Source organism: Tunturibacter gelidoferens (assembly GCF_040358255.1).
Taxonomy (GTDB): Bacteria; Acidobacteriota; Terriglobia; order Terriglobales; family Acidobacteriaceae; genus Edaphobacter; species Edaphobacter gelidiferens.
On the sequence record NZ_CP132938.1, the window covers coordinates 1,429,207 to 1,453,951 of the forward strand.

The 24,745-nt window shown below is 58.7% G+C and carries 26 protein-coding genes and 1 pseudogene; 14 read left to right on the plus strand and 13 right to left on the minus strand.

Translation table 11 applies throughout. From position 1 onward, the window contains the following. Nucleotides 1–69: 69 nt before the first annotated feature. Nucleotides 70–525 carry a VOC family protein gene (locus tag RBB81_RS06545; RefSeq protein ID WP_183790314.1) on the minus strand — a complete coding sequence of 152 codons (456 nt, stop codon included), beginning with the start codon at nt 523–525 and terminating at the stop codon, nt 70–72. A gap of 133 nt (nt 526–658) precedes the next feature. Here RBB81_RS06545 and RBB81_RS06550 point away from each other — a divergent pair, with 133 nt between their 5' ends. Then, a complete protein-coding gene (locus RBB81_RS06550; RefSeq protein ID WP_353073124.1) occupies nt 659–1,180 on the plus strand; it encodes a GNAT family N-acetyltransferase in 522 nt (173 codons plus the stop codon). A 210-nt stretch (nt 1,181–1,390) separates the two neighbouring features. Here RBB81_RS06550 and RBB81_RS06555 read toward each other — a convergent pair whose 3' ends face one another. Next, nucleotides 1,391–2,212 (minus strand): AraC family transcriptional regulator, encoded by an 822-nt coding sequence (locus RBB81_RS06555; RefSeq protein WP_353073125.1) that lies wholly within the window; start codon nt 2,210–2,212, stop codon nt 1,391–1,393. 325 nt (nt 2,213–2,537) lie between these two features. On the opposite strand from RBB81_RS06555, the gene hscA reads away from it, so the two are divergent. After that, nucleotides 2,538–4,553, plus strand: a complete 2,016-nt coding sequence (gene hscA / locus RBB81_RS06560; protein WP_353073126.1) for a Fe-S protein assembly chaperone HscA — start codon at nt 2,538–2,540, stop codon at nt 4,551–4,553. Between the two features lie 3 nt (nt 4,554–4,556). Beyond that, nucleotides 4,557–4,991, plus strand: coding sequence for a 2Fe-2S iron-sulfur cluster-binding protein (locus tag RBB81_RS06565; protein WP_353073127.1), 435 nt, complete (start codon nt 4,557–4,559; stop codon nt 4,989–4,991). Nucleotides 4,992–5,220: 229 nt separating this feature from the next. On the opposite strand, the pseudogene RBB81_RS06570 reads toward RBB81_RS06565, so the two are convergent. Together RBB81_RS06570 and RBB81_RS06575 are read right to left on the minus strand one after the other, a co-directional pair. Beyond that, a pseudogene (locus tag RBB81_RS06570) lies at nt 5,221–5,430 on the minus strand (nuclear transport factor 2 family protein); the annotation flags it as partial. Between the two features lie 46 nt (nt 5,431–5,476). Beyond that, nucleotides 5,477–6,613, minus strand: coding sequence for a PGN_0703 family putative restriction endonuclease (locus RBB81_RS06575; protein WP_353073128.1), 1,137 nt, complete (start codon nt 6,611–6,613; stop codon nt 5,477–5,479). Nucleotides 6,614–6,635: 22 nt separating this feature from the next. Between RBB81_RS06575 and iscX the strand changes: the two genes are divergently transcribed. Next, nucleotides 6,636–6,851 (plus strand): Fe-S cluster assembly protein IscX, encoded by a 216-nt coding sequence (iscX, locus tag RBB81_RS06580; RefSeq protein WP_179581207.1) that lies wholly within the window; start codon nt 6,636–6,638, stop codon nt 6,849–6,851. Nucleotides 6,852–6,948: 97 nt separating this feature from the next. Here iscX and murJ read toward each other — a convergent pair whose 3' ends face one another. After that, nucleotides 6,949–8,550, minus strand: a complete 1,602-nt coding sequence (murJ, locus tag RBB81_RS06585; protein ID WP_353073129.1) for a murein biosynthesis integral membrane protein MurJ — start codon at nt 8,548–8,550, stop codon at nt 6,949–6,951. Nucleotides 8,551–8,621: 71 nt separating this feature from the next. Between murJ and RBB81_RS06590 the strand changes: the two genes are divergently transcribed. Both RBB81_RS06590 and RBB81_RS06595 read left to right on the plus strand, forming a co-directional pair. Then, nucleotides 8,622–9,542 carry a LysR substrate-binding domain-containing protein gene (locus RBB81_RS06590; RefSeq protein ID WP_353073130.1) on the plus strand — a complete coding sequence of 307 codons (921 nt, stop codon included), beginning with the start codon at nt 8,622–8,624 and terminating at the stop codon, nt 9,540–9,542. 82 nt (nt 9,543–9,624) lie between these two features. Beyond that, nucleotides 9,625–10,560 carry a YeiH family protein gene (locus tag RBB81_RS06595; RefSeq protein WP_179581210.1) on the plus strand — a complete coding sequence of 312 codons (936 nt, stop codon included), beginning with the start codon at nt 9,625–9,627 and terminating at the stop codon, nt 10,558–10,560. A 129-nt stretch (nt 10,561–10,689) separates the two neighbouring features. On the opposite strand, the gene RBB81_RS06600 is transcribed toward RBB81_RS06595, so the two are convergent. The 3 genes from RBB81_RS06600 to RBB81_RS06610 form a co-directional block, all read right to left on the minus strand. Then, nucleotides 10,690–11,067: a hypothetical protein gene (locus tag RBB81_RS06600; RefSeq protein WP_353073131.1), complete on the minus strand. Its 378-nt coding sequence runs from the start codon at nt 11,065–11,067 to the stop codon at nt 10,690–10,692. 2 nt (nt 11,068–11,069) lie between these two features. Then, on the minus strand, nt 11,070–11,588 hold the full coding sequence (locus tag RBB81_RS06605) for a MerR family transcriptional regulator (protein ID WP_179581212.1): 519 nt from the start codon (nt 11,586–11,588) through the stop codon (nt 11,070–11,072). 116 nt (nt 11,589–11,704) lie between these two features. Further along, nucleotides 11,705–12,835, minus strand: coding sequence for an NADH:flavin oxidoreductase/NADH oxidase (locus tag RBB81_RS06610; RefSeq protein WP_353073132.1), 1,131 nt, complete (start codon nt 12,833–12,835; stop codon nt 11,705–11,707). Between the two features lie 48 nt (nt 12,836–12,883). Between RBB81_RS06610 and RBB81_RS06615 the strand changes: the two genes are divergently transcribed. From RBB81_RS06615 to RBB81_RS06625, 3 genes are all read left to right on the plus strand, one after another. Further along, entirely contained in the window at nt 12,884–13,024 is a 141-nt protein-coding gene (locus RBB81_RS06615) for a hypothetical protein (RefSeq protein WP_353073133.1), read from the plus strand. A gap of 101 nt (nt 13,025–13,125) precedes the next feature. After that, entirely contained in the window at nt 13,126–13,749 is a 624-nt protein-coding gene (locus tag RBB81_RS06620; RefSeq protein WP_353073134.1) for a hypothetical protein, read from the plus strand. A 79-nt stretch (nt 13,750–13,828) separates the two neighbouring features. After that, complete coding sequence (locus RBB81_RS06625; RefSeq protein WP_183790295.1) at nt 13,829–14,512, plus strand: zinc ribbon domain-containing protein; 684 nt, start codon at nt 13,829–13,831, stop codon at nt 14,510–14,512. Nucleotides 14,513–14,621: 109 nt separating this feature from the next. Here RBB81_RS06625 and RBB81_RS06630 read toward each other — a convergent pair whose 3' ends face one another. The 4 genes from RBB81_RS06630 to RBB81_RS06645 form a co-directional block, all read right to left on the minus strand. After that, nucleotides 14,622–15,023 (minus strand): hypothetical protein, encoded by a 402-nt coding sequence (locus RBB81_RS06630; protein WP_353073135.1) that lies wholly within the window; start codon nt 15,021–15,023, stop codon nt 14,622–14,624. A gap of 104 nt (nt 15,024–15,127) precedes the next feature. Next, nucleotides 15,128–15,802: a hypothetical protein gene (locus RBB81_RS06635; RefSeq protein ID WP_353073136.1), complete on the minus strand. Its 675-nt coding sequence runs from the start codon at nt 15,800–15,802 to the stop codon at nt 15,128–15,130. Nucleotides 15,803–15,811: 9 nt separating this feature from the next. Continuing rightward, on the minus strand, nt 15,812–16,264 hold the full coding sequence (locus RBB81_RS06640) for a M23 family metallopeptidase (protein WP_353073137.1): 453 nt from the start codon (nt 16,262–16,264) through the stop codon (nt 15,812–15,814). Nucleotides 16,265–16,864: 600 nt separating this feature from the next. Continuing rightward, nucleotides 16,865–17,029 carry a hypothetical protein gene (locus tag RBB81_RS06645; RefSeq protein ID WP_353073138.1) on the minus strand — a complete coding sequence of 55 codons (165 nt, stop codon included), beginning with the start codon at nt 17,027–17,029 and terminating at the stop codon, nt 16,865–16,867. Between the two features lie 1,018 nt (nt 17,030–18,047). Here RBB81_RS06645 and RBB81_RS06650 point away from each other — a divergent pair. The 4 genes from RBB81_RS06650 (at nt 18,048) to RBB81_RS06665 (ending at nt 22,877) form a co-directional block, all read left to right on the plus strand. Continuing rightward, nucleotides 18,048–19,643: an AsmA-like C-terminal region-containing protein gene (locus RBB81_RS06650; protein ID WP_353073139.1), complete on the plus strand. Its 1,596-nt coding sequence runs from the start codon at nt 18,048–18,050 to the stop codon at nt 19,641–19,643. Nucleotides 19,644–19,777: 134 nt separating this feature from the next. Then, nucleotides 19,778–20,353 (plus strand): bifunctional pyr operon transcriptional regulator/uracil phosphoribosyltransferase PyrR, encoded by a 576-nt coding sequence (pyrR, locus tag RBB81_RS06655; RefSeq protein WP_257025327.1) that lies wholly within the window; start codon nt 19,778–19,780, stop codon nt 20,351–20,353. Nucleotides 20,354–20,559: 206 nt separating this feature from the next. Next, on the plus strand, nt 20,560–21,576 hold the full coding sequence (locus RBB81_RS06660) for an aspartate carbamoyltransferase catalytic subunit (protein WP_353073140.1): 1,017 nt from the start codon (nt 20,560–20,562) through the stop codon (nt 21,574–21,576). Further along, entirely contained in the window at nt 21,573–22,877 is a 1,305-nt protein-coding gene (locus RBB81_RS06665) for a dihydroorotase (protein ID WP_353073141.1), read from the plus strand. The genes RBB81_RS06660 and RBB81_RS06665 overlap by 4 nt, the downstream gene beginning before the upstream one ends. A gap of 22 nt (nt 22,878–22,899) precedes the next feature. Here the strand turns inward: RBB81_RS06665 and RBB81_RS06670 are convergent, their stop codons facing one another. Next, the gene (locus RBB81_RS06670; RefSeq protein ID WP_353073142.1) at nt 22,900–23,241 is read right to left on the minus strand and encodes a VOC family protein; all 342 of its coding nucleotides are present in this window, start codon (nt 23,239–23,241) and stop codon (nt 22,900–22,902) included. Nucleotides 23,242–23,618: 377 nt separating this feature from the next. Here RBB81_RS06670 and RBB81_RS06675 point away from each other — a divergent pair, with 377 nt between their 5' ends. After that, complete coding sequence (locus RBB81_RS06675) at nt 23,619–24,719, plus strand: alpha/beta hydrolase family protein (RefSeq protein ID WP_353073143.1); 1,101 nt, start codon at nt 23,619–23,621, stop codon at nt 24,717–24,719. The last annotated feature ends 26 nt before the right edge of the window (nt 24,720–24,745 follow it).

Here is a 24,745-nt window from a genome sequence, read left to right on the forward strand (position 1 = left end):
CGTGACGTGTGTACCGGTCTGCGCACGACGAAGGTGCTGGGGCCTCCCGTTGGTCGGAGGAGGACCGCTTCAGGAGGATCTGGCGCTTGATTCGGGTTGCCAGGGGTCGTAGGTGCCGATGCCCCACGTGTGGCCTTCGAGGTCGCGGCAGGAGAAGTGGCGGCCACCGTAGTCCATGTCGCGAATGTCGAGGACCATCTCGGCTCCGGCAGCCTTTGCGGTGGAGTAAACAGCGTCGGCGTCGGGGACTACGAGGTAAGCGCCCTGGGTTTCGCGGAAGCCGATCTCATCGGGCTGGACCATGAACTTGCCGGCTTCGCCGCCGTTGTCGACGGAGCCGAGCATGATCATGCCGTTGCCGAAGGTGAGCTGGGCGTGCTGGACGGTTTTGTTGTCGGGGGCTACGAAGACGGCTTGCTTTTTGAAGCCGAAGGCGGCGACGAGCCAGTCGATGGCGGCGAGCGCGTCGCGGTAGCGGAGGCTGGGGATGATGGTGGATCCGGCGGTGTTGATTGGAGTGTTCATGGTTGGAAGGATGCCATGGGAGCGGAGGAGTGGTCTTGGAAAATTCGGCGATGCGGAGAGATTTTTTGTGGTTTGATTTCCTGCTTTCAGGTGAGGCGGGGAACAATCCGATGGGTGGTAGGCTACTGGAGTTATGGCGGAGATTGTGGTGCGAGAGGCGGTTGGGGTTGAAGATATTGCCGCGGTGCGACGGCTGATGCAGGCGTATGGAGAGTATCTGGCGGCGAATCCTGCGGGTGCGGCGAATATCTGTCTTGAGGGGTATGGGCAGGAGTTGGAGGGGCTGCCGGGAGCTTATTTGGTTCTGTTGCTGGCGGTGGTCGATGGGACTGCGGCGGGGTGTGTGGCTCTGCGTCTTTTGCGAGGCGAACAGAAGGGATGTGAGATGAAGCGGCTCTGGGTGGATGGCGCGTTTCGCGGGGACGGGCTGGGACGGCGGCTCGTGAAGGAGGCGATCGCGTGGGCGGAGGGAGCTGGGTTTGGGGCAATGTATTTGGATACGGTTCCGGCTGCGATGCCGGAGGCGAATCGGCTGTATGAGGAGATGGGATTCGTGCGGGTGGAGCGGTATAACGAGAATCCGATTGCGGATGTGGTGTTCTTTCGGCGCGGTTTGAAGGGGAGGAGCTTGGCCCAGGTTGAAAAGGGGTGCTAAAGCTGTTTTGCGTTGGATGGTGGGGAGCGGAGACGAAATACGGGGGTCTCTCCACTGCGCAACGAACGATAAAACTGTTCGTTGCTTCGGTCGAGATGACGAGTCATTGCAAGGGCTGGCGATCTGCTGCAAACTCCTTTTTTTAATTCCTTTTTAGAAAGCTCCGCGTCTTTTGAAACTTCCTCTTACACGGCCTGCAGGTGAACTGCGCTAATCGAGGGGGATGTGGTTGGCCCAGATGCGGTTGGTGGTGGAGTAGTCGGTGGCGCTGAGGCCGGAGAAGGCGCGGAAGTCGTTGGCGAAGTGGGATTGGTCGTAGTAGCCGCAGGTGAGGGCTAGTTCGGCCCAGCGGACGTCGGCGCCGCGATGCATCTGCTGGATGGCTTGCTGGAAGCGCTGGATGCGGCAGTAGAGCTTGGGGGAGATGCCGACTTGTTGATTGAAGCGCTCGGAGAGACGGCGGGGGCTGAGGCCGGTGGTGCGGGTGAGCTCTGCGATGGTGGTGGTGCCGGGGGCGGTGTGGAGGTGGGTGAGGGCGTAGTCGAGGATGGGGTCGCGGCGCTGATGTTTGCTGAGAGAGAGGCGGGTGAGGAGGGCGAATTCGAGGAGTGCGAACTTTTGTTCGGGGGTGGGGGCTTCGCGGAGATCGTTGCGGAGGTTGTGGCAGGCGCGGCCCCAGAGGTCGTCGAGAGCGGTCTCGCAGTTGGTGAAGACGGAGGCGTCTTCGGGGAAGAAGGCGGGAGTGCCGCCGGGGTGGAAGACAACGCCGATGAGCTCAGTGAAGTCGATGGCGTCGATCTGCTGGTAGCGGGAGTAGATGCCGAGGAAGATGCCGGCGGGGGAGTGGTCGAGGGGACTGACCGGATTGTTTGCGTCGGTGAGGTAGTCGCGGGCGAGCGAGAGGACGATCTGGGCTCGGCCGGTGGGGAGAACGCGCTCGTGGCGATGGGTGGCGTGAGGGTCGCGAGCGTACCAGAGGGTTTTGATGAAAGGAGAGAGGGCGGGATGAGGAGTGTGCTCGAGATAGAGCATGGGTCGCCTCGGTTTGCCTGATGGTATCTCAGAGGGGAGACGGTTGTCCTGCCGGACGGCCCCACTGCGCGTGGGGCGGTCACTTCGTGACGTGTCTACCGGTCTGGGTGGGTTAGCTGCATAGGGCCTCCCGTTGGTCGGCTGAAATTTTGATTCCGACCAACGGGAGGATCATTTGCCGCCCCAAGGTGAACACCCCACGAAGTGGGCGCTCCGCGCGCAGCGGGCCCGTCCGGCAGGACAACGAGCGCATCTAAAGACCCTAACCGCAATGCGTGTGGCGATGTAGGACAATAGAAGATGGACTAATAGGGGATTTGAAGCGATGGCGGATGAGCGGGTTGTAGGGATTGATTTGGGTACGACGAACTCCCTGGTGGCGTTTATGGAGGGTGGTACGCCGGTGGTGATTCCCGGTGAGGGCGGTGAGCGGCTGGTGCCGTCGGTGGTGGCGTGGACCGATAGTGGTGTGGTGGTGGGGAATGCGGCGCGGGGGACGCTGATGGCGGACTCGGCGAGCGCGGTGTACTCGGCTAAACGATTGATGGGAAGAGATATCGAGGATGTGCGGGGGGAGTTGAAGTTGTTTCCGTTCAAGCTGGCGGAGGGGTTGCGGCCGGGTGAGGTGCTGAAGGTGAGTGTGGGCGGGTTGATGCTGACGCCGCCGGAGATCTCAGCCTATGTGCTGCAGCAGTTGAAGAAGAATGCCGAGCGGTTTTTTGGCGGGCCGGTGACGAAGGCGGTGATTACGGTTCCGGCTTACTTCAACGATGCGCAACGGCAGGCCACGAAGGATGCGGGGCGGATTGCGGGGCTTGAGGTGCTGCGGCTGGTGAATGAGCCTACTGCGGCGGCGCTGGCTTATGGATTGGATAAGAACAAAGATGGACTGATTGCGGTGTATGACTTTGGTGGTGGGACGTTCGATGTTTCGATTCTGAAGCTGCATGAGGGGATCTTCGAGGTGGTTGCGACGGGTGGGGATACGCACCTGGGTGGCGACGATATCGACAACCTGATGATTGCGATTGCGCTGGATGATATTGCCGGGGATCTGGGTGTGGATGTTCGCGGGAATGGCGAGGTGGTGCAGGCGATTCGTAAGGCTGTGATCGATGCGAAAATTCTGCTGTCGATTGCGGACAACGCGACGTTGAATGTTGAGCTGTCGGATGGGAAGAGGTATCTGCGGCAGATCTCGCGGGAGCAGTTTGAAGGTTTGATTGCCGGCGTGATTGCGCGGACGGCGGGGCCTTGCAAGCAGGCGCTGAAAGATGCGGGATTGAGCGCAGCGCAGATCGATGAAGTTGTGCTGGTGGGTGGGTCGACGCGCATTCCTGCGGTGCGGGCGTTGGTGGACGATCTTTTTGAGATGAAGGCGCGGGGGAAGAAGCCGCATACGGAGTTGAATCCGGATGAGGTGGTGGCGCTGGGGGCGGCGGTGCAGGCGCAGATTCTGGCGGGCGGGGCTGTGTCGGGATCGGGGCTTGAGGATCTGTTGCTGCTGGATGTGACGCCGTTGTCGCTTGGGATTGAGGCGCTGGGCGGTGTGGTGGCGAAGATTATTCAACGGAACTCGACGATTCCGGCGAGCGCGACGGAGCACTTTACGACGGGGGTGGATGGGCAGACGAATGTTGCAATCCATGTGGTGCAGGGAGAGCGGGAGCTGGCGAAGGATTGCAGGTCGCTGGCGCGATTTGATCTGAAGGGGATTCCGCCGATGGTGGCTGGGCTGCCGCGTATCGAGGTGAAGTTTCTGATCGATGCGAATGGAATTTTGCATGTGAGTGCGCGCGAGCAGAGGAGCGGAAAAGAGGCTGAGGTTGAGGTGAAGCCGACGTACGGACTTACGGACGAGCAGGTTGAGACGATGATTCTGGATTCGTTCGATAACGCGGAGACCGATATTCAGGAGCGGCAGACGATCGAGGCGAAGAATGAGGCTGAGACGATTCTGACTGCGGTGAAGAAAGGTAAGAGCCATGCTGCGTGGCAGATGCTGACGAGCGTAGAGATAGAGAAGATTGCAACGGAGGTTTCTTTTTTAGAGGCCGCGGTGCAGGGTGGGGAGTACAAGGTGATTCGCAACGGGATCGAGCGGCTGGATAAGGCGACGCGGCGATTTGCGGAGTTGATGATGGATACAGCGGTCTCGGGCGCGATGCAGGGCAAGACGATGGAGGCTGCAGGTGAGAGCATGGGTAAGGGACCAACTGCTCCGCACCCCTTTGCGAAGGCGCAGGTGAGCAGCTCGCGTATAGACGCTGATACTGAGACGAAGAAGATTGAAGAATCAATTCATGATGAGGCTACGGCCGGAGAGTCGACGGAAGACTGAACAATGAGTGAGACGAAGAAGATTGCTGAAGCTGTGGATCTGTCGAAGCCTGCGGGCGAGGGGATGGTTCGCGTGACGTTTTTGCCTGAGGGCAGGACGGTGGAGTTCCCGTTCGATACGCTGCCTTACGAAGGGCATGGATTGCCGATGTCGTTTCTGGATGTGGCGGAGAACTACCAGATCTTTCTGGATCACGCGTGTGGTGGCGTTTGTGCTTGTACGACGTGCCATATCCATGTGAAGGAAGGCGCGCAGGGGATCAGTGAGGCGGAGGATCTGGAGCTGGACCGGATGGAGACGGCGGCGGATATTCAGTTGAACTCGCGGCTGGGATGCCAGGCGGTGATTGAAAAGCCGGGGACGTATGTGGTGGAGATTCCGAAGTGGAACAGGAATTATGTGCAGGAAGGTAAGCCTTCGCATGGACCTGGTGCTTAGGATTTCCTGACGGTCTCTCGTTACCGTGGCTTATGGGATCGCGGGTCCAATTGACGGTTGTATTCGGCGCTGTCGAAGCGGCCTTGCGAGGAAGCAATGAGTTCATCGGAGTCGATCTGCCAAGTCTCGGAGCCGCCGATGCGAACCGGCTGTCCGGTACCTCCGGGGCCTGTGTTGGTCCTGTGAGAGTCCAGTGGTAGATGACTTGATCGTCCTGGATGCTTAGGGCGTCCATGACGATGCGGAGATCGGGGAAAGCGGTCATGAAGGATTGAGCTACTTCGGCGATTGCGGCTCTTCCGACTGCAGGCGCGCCGTCGTTGATGCGGAGTGAACCGTTCGCTGCAAAGAATGCAGCGACGCTTGCGGCATCCTGACTGCACCAGGCATCGGTATAACGCGCTGCAAAGTCTCGCAGCTCGGATGGATCGGCTTGCATGGACTCCAATTGTATCGGTGAGGTCGTGAGAGCGATGGGGTGACGGCTACGCGGGGAGGATTCCGTACTTTGCTTCGAGGAAGATTTGCAGGTCCTCGGGGAGGGCGGATGTCAGTTCCTGCCAGGTTAGTAGCTTGAGGCGCCAGGCGAAGCTGGGGTAGTGCACGGCGGAGAGGATGGAGTACCAGATCTCGATGAGGTCGCGGCGGCGGGCATCGCAGAGGACGCAGAAGGAAGCGTCGGAGGCGAAGGCGGCGAGGACGTTGCGAATGAGCTGGTAGCCCTGAATGACGGTGCGGGAACGCGCAGAGACTGTGGGTGGGAGTAGGTTGGGCGACGGCTCTTCGAGGTCGGAGAAATCCTCTGCCGACGGTTGCGTTGGTGTCGTCATAATTTTGCTGGGCAGGCGCTCGACGGCGAAGATGGTTTCGAGATCACGGTAGCGCTCGATGAGGCGTGGGCTTGCGGTCTGGAAGTTGGATTCGGTGAGCTTGGCTTCGATGAAGAGAGCGCCTAGCTGGAGGTCGATCTCGGTGCGGTCTTTGAGATGATGCTCTTCTTCGATTTGCGATGAGGGCGCGGAGAGACTGATGTCGCTGAAGAGTGCGGATGAAATTGCTTGTTGTTTAGTGGGGCGCGTTGTTTTGTTTCTGCGAGCCGGAAATCTCTTCAGCGGAACGCCGGGGTGAACGCCGAAGTTGGGTTGAGTGTCTGAGGGGACGCCCAGAAGATTCGCGACGGCGGGGTTGAGGTGGCAGTTGGAGAAGACGGCGGGGTGGCAGAAGATGTTCATCAGGAGAGCGTCGGAGCTGTTGGCGCAGTCGAGCTCCATCCATTGCCAGTCGGCTGTTGCGCGAACGCGGCGGTGGGCGGTGTGGGCTTTGGTGAGGCGACGGGACCAGGCGGGGTTGGCACAGATGGCAGCGTAGCTGGCGGGATGGAAGTTGCCGTGGCGGGACTGCTTGGCTTGCTCTTCATGGCCGAAGAGGATGCTGGGTTCGGTGCCGGTGGTCTGGTCGTGCAGGAGGCCGCTGTTGATGGCGAGGTGTTGGGCGCGGGCGTTCAGGTCGCGGCGTAGGAGCGAGGCGGACCACGGTGTTGGAGGGGTTTGGCGGTTGTGCGTCATAAAACTGTCGCAGGTTTTCTTGTAGTCTTTGGTGTGGCGGCGATTTTTGCTGCTCAAAGCTATTTTATCGGGGGATGTTATGGCGGTTGAGTTTGATTGGACGGACGCGGAGGAGATTGGGATTCAGTTGCAGGAGAAGTATCCGGAGATTGAGCCGTATTCGGTGCGATTCACGGATCTGCATAAATATGTGACGGGGCTTCCGGGATTTGTGGGTGATCCGGCTAAGTCGAATGAAGGGATTCTGGAGGCGATCCAGGCGGCTTGGAATGAAGAGTATGAGGATGCGAAGTAAGCTTAGATCCCTTTGTTCCGCCGTGTGGTGGCGCCTTTGTGACTTGAATACCGCAAGAGTAGTTTGAGGGCCGGCTGACCCGTGGTCACAGCTTCTTTTATTTGCGCCGGAGGATTTGGTTCGGGAGAGTTGAACCGACTGCCGTTAGCGTGAGGTAGGCGGTAATACCCCATGCGATAGAGGCGGTTGCAATGGTGAGAATGTCTTTTGGATGGGTGGAGACAGGCGGCAGGAAGTGTGCCGCAGCGGTGGTGGCGGCAAAGGCTAACAGCGCGGCGAGGAAGGCTCGGCCTAGCTCGGCGAATTCGAGGTGGTGTAGGTCTACCAGCCCTTTGCGGTGGAGCAGGTACGCGAGCGAAGCTGTCTGAGCGAGGATGCCGATGTCGGATGCGATTGCCAGACCTTCGAGGTTGAAGGTATGGAAGAGGGTGGCGTAGATGGGGATGGAGATCAAGGTGATGAGGGTGCCAGTGATCGCTGGGGTGCGGGTGTTGCTGGCGGCGTAGAAAGCCCGTGCATATATGCCTTGCACGGCCCAGATCGCGAGTGTGATGGCGAGGACTCTGAAGAGATGGGTAGTGGCTGCCGCATCGGTGCGGTTGAACTTGCCACCGCGGAAGAGGTCCATCAACCAGGGTGCGAGGGCGATCATCCACGCGGAGACGATCATGCCGACGGAGAAGAGACGAGAGACGGAGCGGGAGACAGAGTGGGAGAAGTCGGCGATGCGTTTTTGCTGGAAGAGCGAAGCGAAGAAAGGGAGCGAAGCCGCTCCGGCGGCGGGGCCGATGACATTGAAGGGGGCATTGAAAAGGTCTTTGGCGTTACCGATGAGGGTGATGCCACCGTCGCGGAGTGAGGCGTAGTAGTTGAGGAAGATCCCGTCGAACATGACGAGGGAGACACCGATCATGAGCGGAAGTGAGAGCTTGAGCCACTCGAGAAACGCGGGATCGCGGAAGCCAATGATGGGTCGATAGCGGAGACCTGTGCGAAAGGCTCCAAGGGAGTTGAGGACGGCGGAGCCGACGAAAGTGCCGGCAAAGACACCGATGGCGAGCGAGGTGACGCCTAACTGCCGGTGAAGGAAGACAGCGCCAAGGATGATTCCGGCGTTATAAACGATTGGGGTGAAGGCCTGGTACAGGAAGATTTTGCGGACTTGCAGGCGCGAACTCATGACACTGCCAATGAAGAAGAACAATTGCGCTGGAATGATGATGCGCGTCATGGTGGTGCAGAGGGCGACTTTTGCAGGGTCGCCGCGAAAACCTTTATTAGCGAGCAGAACATACTGAGGCGCAAAGATTTCGGCCAGCAGAACGCCGAGACCGAGGACAAGGAGCATGGTCGTAAGGATGACGGAGAGCGCGCGGTCGCCCCCTTCTTCGTCGCCGGATTCGCGATAGCGGTTGAGGAGGGTGATGAGAGAGATGGAGGCTGCGCCACCGATGAGGAAATAGGCGAGTAGATCGGGGAGCTTAAAGGCTGCGCGGTAGGCGTCCTGCGCGACTCCGGCGCCGAAGAGGGAGTTGATGTATTTGATGCGGACGAGGGCAAGGACACCGGAGAGCACCGTGGAAAGCATGAGCAGGAGGGTAGCGGAAAAGGCGCTGTGTGTTGCGGAGGGGCGAAGGAAGGCGAATAGGTTGCGGCGGGGCGTTGTGTCGGACGAGATGGATTCTTTGTTTGCGTGCACGGGTTGAATTGATTTTATCGGGTGGGCTTATGCTGATGGGTGGCGGGGCTGGTTCGCGGCGAGGAGAGGGTTTGGAGAACTTTCGGTTACGGGTGTTTCGGGCGGTGGCGGAGGAGCTGAGCTTTCGTAAGGCGGCGGAGGTGCTGCATCTGAGCCAGCCGGCGGTGAGTCAGCATGTGCATGCGCTCGAGGAGGAGGCCGGCGTGCAGTTGTTCGACCGGGCGCGGGGCGCGGGGCACGGGAGCCAGATCTCGTTGACCGAGGCGGGGCGGGTGTTGCTTGGATATGCGAATGCCGCGGCGGAGATGATGGTGGAGGCGCAACGGGCGCTGGCGGCGCTGAATGATGAGGCTGATGGTCCGCTGAAGCTTGGGGCATCGACGACGGTGGCGCAGTATTTGTTGCCGCGGATTCTTGGGGCGTTTTTGAAGCAGTATCCGCAGGTGAAGCTTTCGCTGGTGAGTGGGAATACGGAGCAGATTGTGGAGGCGGTGGCGGAGAAGAAGGTCGCGCTGGGAATTATTGAGGGGCCGGCGATGCGGCGTGACGTGAAGACGGAGCGTATGGCGCAGGATGAGATGGTGCTGATTGTGAGTCCAAATCACCCGTGGGCGCTGAGGAAGGGAAGGGCGATTGAGGGGGCGGAACTGGCGAAGGCGCCGCTGCTGCTTCGGGAGCGGGGGTCGGGTTCGCGGCGGGTGGTGGAGCGGGCGTTGAAGAAGATGGGGCTGCCGCTGCGGTCGTTGCAGGTGGCGGTGGAGCTGGATTCGACGGAGTCGATTCTCTCCGGGGTGGAGGCGGAGCTGGGAGTAGGCTTTGTGTCGCTGTGGGCGCTGGGAAAGGCTTTGCGGCTAGGCACGGTCAGGGTGGTTGCGGTGAAAGGGCTGGAGATGCGGCGGGATTTCAGCTTCGTTCGGCTCGCAGGTGCTGAGATGACGGGCGCGGCGGCAGCGTTTCAGAGATTCGCGATGGGAAGGGTCGACCCGAAATAGCTGATGTGGCTGATAAGTAATACTTATCGTTGATTGGAAAGTACGTCTCGACCGGTGGTTGGGAGACGCGCATGCTTTAAGCATGTGGAAGAAGAATCTTTTTTATATCGGAATTATTGTTTCGGCGAGCGGGTTGATCGGGCCTCCGCTCGCGTTGGCCGCGGGGCTCGCGTTTGGCCTGAGTACGGTGCATACGTTTCATGGAGAGGGGCGGAACCTGTCGAAGTTTCTATTGCAGGCTGCGGTGGTCTGCCTGGGATTCGGGATGAATTTGAAGGAGGTCGTGCACGCGGGTGCGTCGGGGTTCATGTATACGGCGATCAGCATCACGTTTGCTCTGGTGCTGGGAGTTGCGCTGGGTAAGCTGCTACAGGTGGGCAAAACGCAGTCGCTGCTGATCAGCTTTGGGACGGCGATATGCGGAGGGAGCGCGATTGCGGCGATGGGACCGGTGCTGAATGCGAATGAAGAGGAGATGGCAGTCTCGCTGGGCACGGTGTTTGTGTTGAACTCGGTGGCACTGTTGGTGTTTCCGTTGATTGGGCACCTGATGAACTTCTCGCAGACGCAGTTTGGGTTGTGGTCGGCTCTGGCGATTCATGACACCAGCTCGGTGGTGGGGGCTGGCGCGAAGTATGGGCCGACGGCGCTGGCTGTAGGAACGACGGTGAAGCTGGCGCGGGCACTGTGGATTGTGCCGCTGGCGATTGCTACGGCGATGCTGAAGAAGAGCAAGGCGAAGGTGCCGTGGCCCTGGTTCATTCTGTACTTCTGCTTTGCGGCGGTGGCGGCGAGTTATCTGCCACGGTATATGCCGCAGGCTGTGCCACTGTTTGCGGCACTCAATCGGCTGGGGCGCGCGGCTTTGACTGTGGTGTTGTTTTTGATTGGGACGGGCATCACGCGGGAGACGCTGAAGGAGGTGGGTGTCAGGCCGATGGTGCAGGGTATTGCGCTTTGGATTGTGGTGGCGAGCCTGTCGCTGTGGGCGATCCATGTGGGGTGGATCTCGCTGTGAGGAGCTGGAGCAAATTACGAGTTGATGGAGAGGATACCGAGCGAAGGGCAAAAGCAGATTCCTCCGCTTCGCTGCGGAATGACAACAAAATGAGCGGTAGAACACCTCTATAACAACAGGAAATTTGCTTTAGCGGTCGGGGTGTGTGGAGGCGGTGACCTTTGGTTGTTCGCCGCTTCTGTCTTTGAAGGGATCTTTCCACTGGACGGGGAGGCTGTTTCGACTACCTCTCTTTTTTATTTTGATGCTGGAGGAGATGGAGAGCCCAGCGACTGTGAAGCTCACCAGCTGTCGTTGGCTGCAGCGGAGACAGCGTACGGGATATCTCATGAAGAGTATCTCGGTGAGGTCCTGGGAGCGAAGAGTTGATCGGCGGAAGCTCTGGCCGGAGCAGTACTGGCAACGGATGGGAGCGCCGCTGCGAGACTCAGTTCCGAGGTAGGGGGCGCGAGTCTGGGAGGAGTGTCTGCGCCGGGAACTCTGCTTTTGATCGTCCTTAAATCTCATCTTCAACTCTTGTCCTCTTCGGGAAGGAGAGGAAGGTTGAAGAGTTTTTCCGGAGTTCGGCGGGGAGCGGTGGATGTGCGCGGGGCGCGGATGGGGTGCACTGTGGGGCGGGCGGGTGATTTGGAGAGCAGGGTGTGGAGTTCGCGGAGGTCTTTATGCAGTTTGCGGAGCTGGCGGGAGTCGATGCTGGTGGGGGCGCCTTCGATGGTAAGGGCCAGCTGCGGTTCGCTGTGCCTGAGTTCGCTTTTGAAGACCTGCCGGGCGCCGGGGATGGTGTAGCCCTCGTTGTAAAGGAGACTCTTGATGCGCAGGGCCATTTCGACGTCGCGACGTCGATAGAGGCGCTGGCCGGTGCCGCCTTTGTGCGGCTTGAGTTGAGGGAACTCGCTCTCCCAGAAGCGAAGGACGTAGGCGGGGACGTCGCAGAGTTTGGCGACCTCACCGATGCGGAAGTAGAGCTTGTCCGGGATGTCTGACCCGGAGGGTGGGGTGGTTTTGCGGATTGGCTGGTGCTGCGCCATGCCAGAAGCTCCGGAACCGCCTGCCCGGCGGGAGTGGCCTATCGTTCGGCTGCTGCCAGTATAGGCCACTCGGTCGGCATGGTTTGTAATTTTTCCCTGGTCAGGGCGGTTGAACTTCAGGCACCTGGGGTGGAGACGGGCTGGCGAGGTTCGGTCTTTCCGCGAGCACTGCGGAGGTACTGGACGGGCCAGGTGGTTGAATGGTGGAGAACCGCCGCGGCGTGCAGTGGCCAGTAGGGGTTGCGGAGCAGCTCGCGCGCCAGCAGGATGAGGTCAGCCTGTCCGGTGCGGATGATCTGGTCGGCCTGGGCCGGCTCGGTGATCATGCCGACGGCAGCGGTGGGGATTTCGGCCTCGCGGCGGATGGTGTCTGAGTGATGGACCTGGTAGCCGGAGCCTACTGGAATCTGCTGGGCGGGGTGGTTGCCACCGGTGGAGACGTCTACGAGATCGACGTCTGCCTGTTTGAGGAGTTTGGAGAAGGCGACGGATTGGGGGAGGTCCCAGCTTGCGCCGAGAGACTCCGGCGCCCAGTCGGTTGCGGAGATTCTGACGAAGAGAGGAAGGTGCTGGGGCCATGCGGCGCGGACGGCTTTGATCACTTCGAGGGGGAAGCGGGTGCGGTTTTCGAAGCTGCCGCCGTACTGATCGGTGCGCTGGTTGGAGAGCGGGGAGAGGAACTCGTGGAGGAGGTAGCCATGGGCTGCGTGGATCTCGACGAGGTCGAAGCCGGCGGTGAGGGCGCGATGGGTGGCTGCTACGAAGTCGGCGATGATTTTGTCCATGCCGGCGCGGTCGAGAGCGGTGGGGACTGGGTATGCTTCGTCGAAGCGGATGGCGGAGGGGGCTACGGGCTGCCAGCCGCCTTCGGAGGCGGGCATGGTGCGGACTGGTTCCCAGGGGACGGACATGCTGGCTTTGCGGCCGGCGTGGGCCAGCTGGGTGCCGGCGTAGGCGCCGTGCTGGTGGAGGAAGGTGGTGATGCGTTTGAGCTCGGGGGTGTGTTCATCCTTCCAGATGCCGAGGTCGCCGGGGGTGATGCGGGCTTCGGGGCTTACGGCGTTGGCTTCGGTGATGATGAGTCCGGCGCCGCCAATGGCGCGGCTTCCGAGGTGGACGAGGTGCCAATCGTTGGCAAAACCGTCGACCGAGGAGTATTCGCACATGGGGGAGACGGCGATGCGGTTGGGAAGAGTGAGGCTGCGGAGCTTGAGAGGAGCGAAGAGGTGGTCGGTCGGCTGGGTCACACCCCATTGGATGTGGCGGGTTGGATTTGGATGTGAGGGAGTGTTCCGGTGGCACGTATTAAATTTCCTGGTGGTTTGTGGGCGGGGTTTTCGGCGGAAGTCGCGGATTTTTTGTGGTTTATTCGTGGTGGAGATGTGGTGAAATGCGTGGTGAATGTGGAGAAAAAACAGCGATCATTTGACCGCTGAAAAGTACGCCACGGATTCCGGTTTTTTTTCGAGCAGACCGAGAGACGGAACCTTAGGCGACAAGAGAGCGTATTGTTTTTCTGACTGAATGGAGGCTCCAGATGCGGGTGAACCAAGGTACGACGGCGATGCTGGCAGCGACGATGGCAGCGTCGACGATGCTGATGAGCGGCTGCCGGATTGAGAATGACAAACATGGCGACGCCGATAATGTGAAGATCGCTACGCCGTTTGGCGGAATGTCGGTGAAGACGAACGAAGCGGCCGGCGTCGATGCGATTGGGCTGCCGGTGTATCCGGGCGCGGTGATGGTGAAGAAGAAGGATAAGAACGACGGGGCGGCCGATATCAATTTGAGCTTCGGCAGTTTTTCGCTGAAGGTGAAGGCGGCCAGTTACACGACGCCCGATAGTCCTGATCAGGTGGCGGCGTTTTATCGCAAGGCGCTGGGGCGATATGGCGATGTGATTCAGTGCCAGAACGACAAGCCGGTGAGTTCGCAGACGCGGACGGCGGAGGGGTTGACCTGCGCAGACGATCAGAAGAATCACGTCAAGGTGGACAACGACCTATCGGGGAAGATGGAGCTGAAGGCTGGATCGAAGCAGCATCAGCATATCGTTGGGATCGATCCTGACGGCAGTGGAACGAAGATCGGGATGGTGGCGCTGGATCTGCCGGGACATATCTCGGTTGGGGATGACAACGACTCGAGCAAACAGTAAAGCGGTTGGATGAGGATCGTGTGGTGCGCGGAGCGTCTGCGCTTGCCGCGCCGTTTGGGGTGGGGTAGCTTCATAAGATATGCATGAGTACTGTCATCGTTGCGGAGGCGAGCTTTCTGCCAGTGTTGGCGAGTCGCCGTTCTGCCCCCATTGCGGTTCGCCGCAGATCTATCTGCAGGACTATGAGGAGCAGAACAGCGGTGAAGGCGATACGACGGGTGCCACGCCGCCTCCCAGGCCGCAGCAGGTGGAGTGGAAGACGGCGATTCGTTGTGCGTTGCTGGTGGCGGGTGTGGCGGCTGTGCTGAGCCTGGTGTCGGCGAAGGTGCAGCTGGTGTCGCCGTTGACGTGGCTGTGGACGATCAGCGGGTCGATGATTACGCTGGCGCTGTATCAAAAGAGGAAGCCGCTGGCGTGGATGGATGCCGGCATTGGGGCGCGGATTGGTGTGGTGGTGGGGCTGGCGCTGGTGTCGTGTCTTGCGGTTGCGATGGCGGGTGCGGGGTTGGTGGCGAGGTTTGGGCTGCACAGCATGGCGAGCTTCGATGCGGATCTGACGCAGGCGCTGCATGCCCAGATCGAGAAGGCTGCTGCGACGACGCCGGAGCCGCCGGACGTTTTGCGGTTTCTGTATTCGCCCGAGGTGAGGGCGGGGATCATGCTGGCGGGGTTTGCGATGGTGTCAGGGGTGTTGCTGGTGCTGTCGACGGTGGGTGGGGCGCTGGGTGGCTTTATGCGGATGCGGCGGAAGGTTTCGGCTTAGGTAGACAACTGCGGTTACGACGCAGAAGTTCTAACATCATGCGTGATCAGCATGACGCACGGCCGAGGTATGAGCTGATCAAACACAGTCTTCGCAAGCCAAATCTCTGTTAATCATCTTTTTTATAGATACTTATTAGATGAGATTTGAGTACGTCGATTTTATCTTTAACTATGGGATTGCTACTACGCAATCTGGCTGATTCCAGAAGAAGAAGGCTTACATCTGGATTGCGATTTCTGGGGTTCACGATGAGTTGAGGGTATCTGAAGGCGGTTTCGAGAATTGAGCAAATGCGCTCAATCTGTTGATCATTGACCATCGCATGACCGATTATGTGGGTTAAGGCAACCGCCACTCCATCTCCTTCGCGGTATATAGTCTTCTCGGTGGTCGAGATGGTTAGGGTGTTTTTTAGATCGTATGCTTGCGCAACTACTCCGTCCATATCGGATTCAGGAGCCGTGGATTGTCCAAGAGCCATATTCGAAAAGGCTGCCGAACAAATCATCAACACCAGATTCAGATATCGTTGTCGCAAATGAGCTTTTCTCAGTTGACGTCGTCACATTATTTGCATTCCTCAACTGTTAGGTGAAAGAGATAAGATACTGTTCACTCATCCTTAGGCACATAGGTCTCGTTAATCCCAGATTTTTTCAAGAAAGCGAGCCAAACATTCATTGGATAAGGACCAGATTTTTTTTGCATTTGTTTATTCATGCAGTTATACCAGTCAAAGGACGCAACTTTATAGGCAGCTTCTCTTGATTTGGCTTTGGCCACACTAAGAATGCTATCTGCGCATTGGAGACGAGGATCTATTCCTTCAATCGGTTTTTCAAGGAGAGACACGTCGCTTTCGTCGTGATATCGAAGCTGAACTTCATTAACTGTGATATAGAAATCTTGAAGCGTTTTCATATATTCAATGATTCGATCTAACCCCAGACTTGTTGGAAGTTCATCTATCGCCTTACGTGCACTTTTCATTCGGTCGATATTGACTCGCGCATTTTTTTCAAACCACTGTTTGCGCTCAGCCTCCGTGCTGCATCCTCGATATGAGTTATCTTCTTTGTTGCACATTTCAAGCTGATTTATAACCGGGAAGCTAGTAAGCATGCGAAGTTTAGGAGACACGCGCATGATAGATCTAATTTCCGCCTCTGAGAACGAGCCCGATGGAAAAGTAACGGTGTCTACCCCTCCTGGGTCGGCCAGCGCAATTGATTTCTGCGCGGGTACGCTCAACGATCCGCAAAGTAGCAAGATGGCTAACTTTTTCATCTATCTCCTCTAAGGAGTGATGGCACTATCGTCATCATCAACCGTGCCATCCCATAATTGATTTGTAGGCGCATTCACGCAAGGTATTGAAAAATTAACCGCTGGTCCGTTGACAGGATACCGGCCTAAATGCAGATGTGCTCCCTGCTGGCAACCTGAGTTGTCTAGCGTTCCGATGACTTGTCCTTGCGTTACCTTCTGGCCAAGCGTAAGCCCTGGTGCGGGTGTTACATGCACATATCGTGTAATATATGTGTCGCTGCCTTGGATCCAGACTGTGTTGGCAAGTTTACGCAATCCTTGACACGCTGGAAAGGCTGGGCTAGCTGGACCTTCGGAGCCATCCAACTTCGTAACTGTTCCAGCTTCCATCGCATACACCGACGTTCCATATGCAGGAGGAGGAGTGGTTTCCATTCCCGTTTGCATTGGTGACATCTTCTGCATGATGAGACTGTCCATTTGCTCCTATTTTGTCGAAGAACTGCGAGATCCAGCATGCAGTAGGCAGAGGATTACCAGGGTAGGTATGTTGAGGGGGAGTGAGATTGCTTACTCCAGTTGCTATTGCCGTTGTGTTTCCGATGTGTAATGACTTCTGCTTCGTTTTTTGCTCCGGCCCTGGGCCGTACCAGACATAGTCGTAGTTGTAAGTCTGGGGATTTTCCGCGTAGGACTCAAAGTTATATTCGTCATAAGACAGCCCTTGTGGCGTCCCCGGGGGGGAATCAAACGGAACGGTCAACGCGGCAGTATGCCCCCCTATTGCGGTATATGTAGTTCCTGCAATTCCAGCAAAAGTTAAAGTCACCGCAGCGTACCCGTTTCGGTCACCGTCGTCACTGTATGCCCCAGAAGCTCTTTGGATTCCGCTTGAATCTTAAACTATGCATGTGACCCGGGCTGCATAGTACCCGCTATCTGCCGAATTAAGGTCTGTTTCGCAGGTTGCGGTGACAATGTTCGAAGCCGAGTCGATCTGAATCGTTGTAGATCCTGCTATATCTTGGGCGAGAGCAGGTGAGCCGAGAATTGCGGACAGGACAAGTAAATAGGCTATCTTCATCGCTGGATCTCCCCAGCAGATGGCGACAACGTAATGACAACGGTATTTGCCAGAAGACTACTTGCAAACGTCTTTTGAACATTCCATTGCAGCGCCCGAAAATCGGACTCCCGCATTGCATTACGCAGCTTATCGCGATACTGCAGAGTAACCGTGTCCATTTGTGCTCTTAGGTCGGCGAGGGAGGATGGTGGAGTGGGATTTACACCCGATCGTAGCCTTCCGTTCGGGAATGAGCTGTGAAATTGAGCGACGACCTTTAGAAACTCTGAACGTAGGATTTTAGAGTCATGCTCCCAATCGTGAGCCACCCGCTGCAGGCTATCCGTATCATCATCGGTAAGCTGGAACTGTTCTGGGATGACTCGACTAAGGTGTGCTTCGGGCTTATCTGGCGACTGTGTTTCTTTCGCCAACCTTAAATAATCGTTCTCACGTCTGAACAAGACCGCAAATGCTTTTGCGTCAACGCTGTCGGCGCTGGGTGGAGTTACCGCGTTGGCTGCCTGCTGCGCCGAAGCCGGACTTGCCGCGAAGAGGACGAAAAGAAGGACGGCAAGAAAGGAAGCGAGGCCACGAAGACGCCCAGCTTTTACTTTGTTTGGCAGGGATGCTTCGCCAAAAATCCCAGTCGAGATATATGACGGATTTGGTCTCTTCGACCGAGAGGATGGCGTGTAGAGGAGAGGTGGCAGACAAAATGGTCGCAATGCCATAATTGGCGTCCTTTGAAACTCAGAGTAGGACCGAGAGAAGGTGTGGGTATTCTATTTTGGCGATCTGTAGTCCGCCTAACCTTGAGTGCTGGTGACAATATGTCATCTCCACTTTTGTGTCAACAATAAGTTTTTTCGCTGGACGTGGCGGGGTTCTGTCCGGAAGGTTCGCAGGCGCAACTGGTTAAGACGGGGTTCCTGAACTGTCATGCGAATGTCTGTGAGGTGGTGCTGGAACCGTAGTGGGTTCGTGGGGAAGGCTGGTTGGCGGTTGGCGGCGGTTCTTTTGGGTGGATGTTGATATCAGTTTTTCGATGGCTAATAGGACAAGGAAGCGGGAAACTGCATCTATAACCAAAGGTGACAGGCTGCGATTCCCGGCGGTGAAGGTTTGTGGCCTGGCCGGTCGGTAGATGAGTAGTTGAGTGCAGAACTTATTCTTTGAGAGCTGGGGGACTATTTCGTGCCGATCTCTCCAGCAGTGATTCCTGAAAGATCTTCTTCAGCCTCTCCGCGCAAGCCGGGCCTGAAGTGGGTGCTCATTATGGTGGGCCTGGCAGTCGGTTTCGCGGCGTGGCGCGTTATCGATGTGTACTGGCCGTATCGGTACCGCAATGTGGAGCCGCTGCTGCAGAAGGTCTTCGCCAGCCGGATCAAGATCGATCACTATCATCGGATCTACTTTCCTCATCCTGGTTTCGTGGCGACTGGTTTGACGCTGCGCCGCAACTCGGCCCCAGACCTTCCGCCTATCGGCTCGGCCCGGGACCTGCTGGTTCAGGGGAGCTGGCTGGATCTGATGTTGTTCCGGGACCGGGTGCGACTGGTCGATGTCGAGGGACTGCAGGTGGTGATACCGCCGGTGGGCAGCCGGGCCAACCATGAGGACTTTCCGCCTGGAAGCAGCGTTGACTTCGCGGGCCCGACAACGGTGGTGGAAGAGTTGAATGTGCATGATGCGAAGCTCGACATACTTCGAGTGGACGGGGGCCGGTACTCGTTTCCGATTCAGCAACTGGTGATCCGCAATCTGCGTAGAGGCAGCTCGATCTCTTATCTCGTGGACATGCAGAATGCGATGCCGGGCGGACATATTGTGGCGAACGGGAGCTTCGGCCCGCTCTATCCGGATAATCTCGGCGCGACACCGGTGTCGGGTGAGTTTACATTTGCTCCGGTGAACCTGGGGGACATTCACGGGATAAGCGGGACACTTGCGGGCAGGGGGCACTTTAAGGGGGTATTGACGGCGATTGAAGCGGATGCGGACTCGGTGACGCCGGATTTTGCGGTGGGTAGTGGGAAGCCGACGCGGCTGGAGGCGTTGGGACACCTCACTGTCAACGGTCTGAACGGGAATATTGTGCTTCATTCGGTCGACGCGCATGTTGGCGCTACTACCGTTCATGCGAGTGGACAGATTGTGGATGCGCCGAAGGTGACCGACCTGGACCTGACGGTGACCAAGGGCCGGGTGGAGGATATTCTGCGGCCGTTCTTCAAGGAGAAGGTTCCGGTGACGGGGAGCGTGTGGCTGCACAGCCATGCGTCGATTGCGGCGGCGAAGGAAGGGCTGAAGTTTCTTCAGCGTCTGCAGATGGACGGAGTCTTCGAGATACCAAACGAGCGGCTTACGAATAAGAGCACGGAGGAGTCGCTTTCAGCCTTCAGCGATCGGGCGCAGGGAAAGAAGGAGACGGTGGGCGGAACGTCCGGGGCATATCCGGCCTCCGGGGAGGAGGAGGTGCTCTCGTCGCTGAAGGGGCCGGCGAGGATACGGAACGGTGTGGTTTCGACCGATGGCCTCGACTTTCAGGTTCCCGGAGCTGCGGTGAAGATGAAGGGCACCTTCAGCCTTTACGACAAGAGTGTCCATATGGTGGGCGATCTTCATATGCAGACGGATCTGTCGCATGTGACGACAGGCTTCAAGTCGATACTGCTGAAGCCGTTCGCTCCGTTCTTCAAGAAGCAGAATGCGGGTGCGGTGATTCCTATTGCGATTACGGGTTCTCCGAAGCAGTACAAGGTGACGCAGGATTTGTTGCATAACAAGTAGGGGGAGGACGCTGTCTCGCACTCGATAGGCTCCTGGCAGATTCGGTCTGCGCAATGTGTGCGGAATGGTGATGCATCGGATATGTTTTCCCACTGCATTGGGCCAGGGCGGCTGATATCATCAAGCGCAATTGTATGAGTGAAGATACTGAAGTTCGGAAGCCGAAGTTTCGTGAGAAGGGCAGGCTGATGTCGGCCTCAGAGATCGAGCGCACGCTGGTGCGGCTGGCGCATGAGATCGTGGAAAAACATGGCGGCAGCAAGAATGTCGGCCTGGTGGGGATCAAGCGCAGGGGCGTTCCGCTGGCGCAGAGGCTGGGTGTGCTGATCGAGAAGATCGAGAAGCATCCTGTGGATGTGGGGGTGCTGGATATCAGCTTTTATCGCGACGACCTTTCGACCGATGGGCCGAGGCCGAAGGTGACGCCGGGGGCGATCGGGTTCGATGTGACGGGGCGCGACATTATTTTGATGGATGATGTGCTGTACACCGGACGAACGATTCGGGCGGCGCTGGATGCGCTGTTTGATTATGGGCGGCCGAAGAGCGTGCGGCTGCTGGTGCTGATCGACCGCGGGCATCGTGAGCTGCCGATTGAGGCGACGTATGTGGGGCGGCTGATTCCGACGTCGAAGCGGGAGATTATCGAGGTGAAGCTGAACGAGGTCGATGGACAGGAGCAGGTGCTGCTGGTTGAGCTGGTGGATTGAGCTTGTCCTGCCGGACGGGCCTCCTGCGCGGCGGGCGGTCACTTCGTGACTTGTGTACCCCTTCGGATGGCCCTCCCGTTGGTCGGGATGAGATTTGATCTCGAGCGACACGAGGAACTGAGAAGATTCTCCTGCCCAGACCGCTCTCCGCGCAGGAGGCCCGTCGGGCAGGACAGAGATTCGCTCCAGGCCCTAAGATGAATTTGATGACGATATTAGAGACGGGCACGGTTGCGGCGGGGTCGTTGCTGACGGTTGCGAACCTGGCGGTGGAGGAGGTCGCGGCGATTCTGGCGGCGACGGACCGGCTGGAACGGATGGCTGCGCCCGAGAGAGCGAAGATACTCGCAGGGCGGCGGATCGCGCTGCTGTTTTATGAGTCGAGCACGCGGACGAGGACGTCGTTTGAGCTGGCGGCGAAGTCGCTGGGGGCGATGACGACGCTGGTGAGCGACAAGTCTTCGTCGATTGAGAAGGGCGAGAGCCTGAAGGATACGGGGCTGACGCTGCGAGCGCTGGGAGCGGAGTGTATTGTGCTGCGGCATGCGAACTCGGGGGCGCCGTATCTGCTGGCGAAGTCGACGGGGTTGCCGGTGTTGAATGCGGGTGATGGGATGCATGAGCATCCGTCGCAGGCGCTGCTGGATCTGCGGACGATGCTGACGCGATTGCCGGGGATGAGTGGCCGGCTGATCAATGGGAAGACGCTTGGGGGCGTTACGGTGGTGATTACGGGAGATATTTTGCATAGCCGGGTGGCGCGATCGAATGCAATGCTGCTGCCGAGGCTGGGTGCGAGGGTGGTGCTGTGCGGGCCGAAGGAGTTGTTGCCGGAGGATGCGCTGGGGTTGGGCGGTGCGGATAGCAGCGGAGCGGTGGAGATTGAGCGGGACTTTGACAAGGCTTTGAAGCAGACTGCTTCCAACGGCACGATGGTGGTGATGATGCTGAGGATTCAGCGGGAGCGGCTGGCGGGGCTGGAACTGGATCTGGGGGATTATATTTCGCGGTATCAACTGGATGAGGAGCGGCTGATGGCGCGGGCGCCGGAGGCTTTGGTGATGCATCCGGGGCCGATGATTCGCGGGCTCGAGATCTCGGGCGAGGTGGCGGATGGGCCGAACTCGGCGATTGAAGACCAGGTGCGGAATGGGCTTGCGGTCAGGATGGCGCTGCTGGTGAGGGCGCTTGGTGCAGGCGGATTTGAAAGTGTAACGGTATGAGTGACATATTAATTTTGAATGGACGACTGGTCGATCCGGCCAGCGGGGTGGATGCAGAGCGGGATCTGCTGCTGCGGCATGGGCGGGTGGCTGCGGTGGAGATGCCGGGGGAACTGCGCGCGGTCAAAGGTAAAGAGACGATTGATGCGAAGGGGATGATCGTCGCGCCAGGGCTGGTGGATGTGCATGTGCATCTCAGGGAGCCGGGACAGACTTATAAGGAGTCGATCAAGACTGGCACGGCTGCCGCTGCGGCTGGTGGGTTTACCAGTGTGGTCGCGATGCCGAACACGTTGCCGGTGAATGACACGGTGGAGAAGCTGGAGTGGATGCTGGATGCGGCGCGTGGCGCGGTGGTGAAGCTGTTTGCGATGCCGGCGGCTACGTTCGGGAGTCTGGGTGAGGAGATTACGGACTTTCACGAGCTTGCGCGTGTCGGGGCGGTGGGGTTCACCGATGATGGCAAACCGGTGTTGGTTGATCGCGTGATGCGCGGGGCGCTGGTGGCTGCTGCGGGGATTGGGGTGCCGGTGTCGCAGCATGCGGAAGATACGAGGCTGACGGGTGGATGCAGTATGAACGCGGGGCCGGTAGCGTTTCGGCTTGGGTTGCGCGGGATGACGGTGGAGGCTGAGTCGAAGATTGTGGAGCGGGATATCCGGCTGCTGCGGGATATCGAGCAGCATGATGGGCTGCGGCCGCATCTGCATGTGCAGCATGTGTCGACGGCGAAGGCGATGGAGGCTATTCGGCAGGCCAAGCGGGCGGGGCTGCATGTGACCTGCGAGGTGGCGCCGCATCACTTCACGCTGACCGATGAGGCGGTAGGTGACTACGATACCAATGCGAAGATGAATCCGCCGCTGCGCAATGATGCGGATCGGTTAGCGATGATCGCCGGGCTGATGGATGGCACGGTGGACTGTATTGCGACCGATCATGCACCGCATGCGTTGTTTGAGAAGGAGCAGGAGTTTGAGCGGGCTCCGAATGGGATTACGGGGCTTGAGACTGCGCTGGGGTTGGCGTTGCGGGTGCTGCATAAGGGTAACGGAATGTCGATCTCGCGTGTGATCGAGTTGATGAGTGCGCAGCCGGCCGGGATTGTTTCGCTTGACGGGCGTGGAACGCTGAGTGTGGGTAGCTTTGCGGATGTGGTGGTGTTCGATCCGGCGGCGGAGTGGAGTTTTGAGGCGGCGAAGAGTCGTTCAAAGTCGCGCAATACTCCTTTTGACGGGGCGCCCATGCTGGGTCGCGTTGCGGCTACGATCAGCGAAGGGCGCGTCGTCTTCAAGGCTTAGTTGGTGTCGCATGCTGTTTCGACTATTCGCGTTGCATGATGGCTAGTTCGTTGCCTGCGGGGTCGGTGAAGTGGAAGCGGCGGCCGCCGGGGAAGCTGAAGGTGGGGAGCGTGATCTTGCCGCCTGCCTTCAGAATGCTCTGCTCGGTCTCTTCCAGATTTTGCGATTCGATCACAGGTAGCGGGGTTCTGGTGCGTTCGGCCGGGTCGGCGTTGAAGCCGCCTTCGGTGCCGCTCTCTGAGAACGCGGTGTAGGTGGGGCCATAGTCCTGGAAGGTCCAGCCGAAGAGGTTGGCGTAGAAGTTCCTGCTTACTGCTAGATCCTGAGCTGGCAGTTCGAGGTAGACGATTTTTAGATTAGGCATGGTTGTCCTCACGAGAGTATGGGTCGCTGACTCCTCCGTCCACGCCGCCGCGAAGTGGTTAGCGGTATAGGTAGAGACCGGCGGGTCCGGCCTCGCGAGGGACAGTTTCAACATAAAACCAGACGGGATCGACGTCAACGGAGCGGGGTGAGTGGGGGCCGGGTGACGGAAGCAGATTCCTCCGCTGCGCTGCGGAATGACAACCATGGGGCGGTTGCTTAGTGCTACGGAATGACAACGATGGAGCGTTGCGTAATGGCGACGGGCTTGGAGCCGTGACAACAAGGTGGCTTACCAGGACGACGGGGCGGGAGAGATGGGGATGGAAGTGTGTGGAACCTAGGGAGGGCTGTTTCGTATAGTGACGCATGAGAATTTTGCGACGAAGTGCGGCGCTGATCTTGGTATTGATGGCGATGGCGAGTGTACGGACAGGTTTCGCCGCGACTACGTATGAAGTGGGAGAGAGTTCTCGGGTGTTCAAGCCGGGGCATGCGCGGAACTGGCGCGGCGCGAAGACTGAGGCGCTGGTGACAACGATCTGGTATCCGGCGAATGCCGATGGGACGTTGTATGAGGAGCCGCAAGTGATTGGGCCACTGGATGGGCCGCTGTTTCTGGCGGGTGGAGCGGTGTTAAATGCTCCGATTGCGAATTCGCAGGTGAAGTTTCCAGTGGTGATGCTGTCGCATGGCACGGGTGGGTCGGCGATGCAGTTGGCGTGGCTGGGCACGGTGCTGGCGCGGCATGGGTTCATTGCGGTGGGGGTGAATCATCCGGGAAATAACGCGCTGGAGTCTTATACGGCAGAGGGGTTTGTGCTGTGGTGGGAGCGGGCGACGGATATCAGTGATGCGTTGGATGCGCTGTTGCTGGATCCGACGTTTGGGCCGCATGTCGATGAAGCACGGATTGGTGCGGCGGGGTTTTCCATTGGCGGCTATACGGTGCTGGAGCTGGCGGGTGCGCGCACGGATCAGGAGCGATTTCTCAAAGCGTGTGAGACAGACCCAACGCTGCACAAGTGCGTGGTGCCGGAGATGAAGGGCATGGGCGACCCGGAGCAGATGCTGAAGAAGGTGAGAGCGAGCAGTGGTGAGTCGATGGCGCGCGGAGGTGCGAGCTACCGTGATCCGCGGGTTCGGGCTGTGTTTGCGATAGCGCCGGGGGTGGGACAGGCGTTCGACGCGGATGGTTTTCGGGAGGTGACGATTCCGGTGGCGATGGTCGTGGGAGCGGCCGATCAGATTGCTCCAGTGGCGACGAACGCGGGGAGATTGCTGGCGTTGATGCCGAACGCGCACCTGACGGTGTTGCCTGATGGCGTGGCGCACTACACGTTTTTAGATACATGCACGGATGCGGGAAAGGCGAAGCTCGGTGTGTATTGCGGAGACGCCGCGGGAGTTGACCGCGAGAAGGTGCATGGGACCGTGTCGGAGATGGCGGTGAAGTTTTTTGATAAGAATCTGAGGTGACAGGAGTCGCAGGCGCGTGCCTGGCT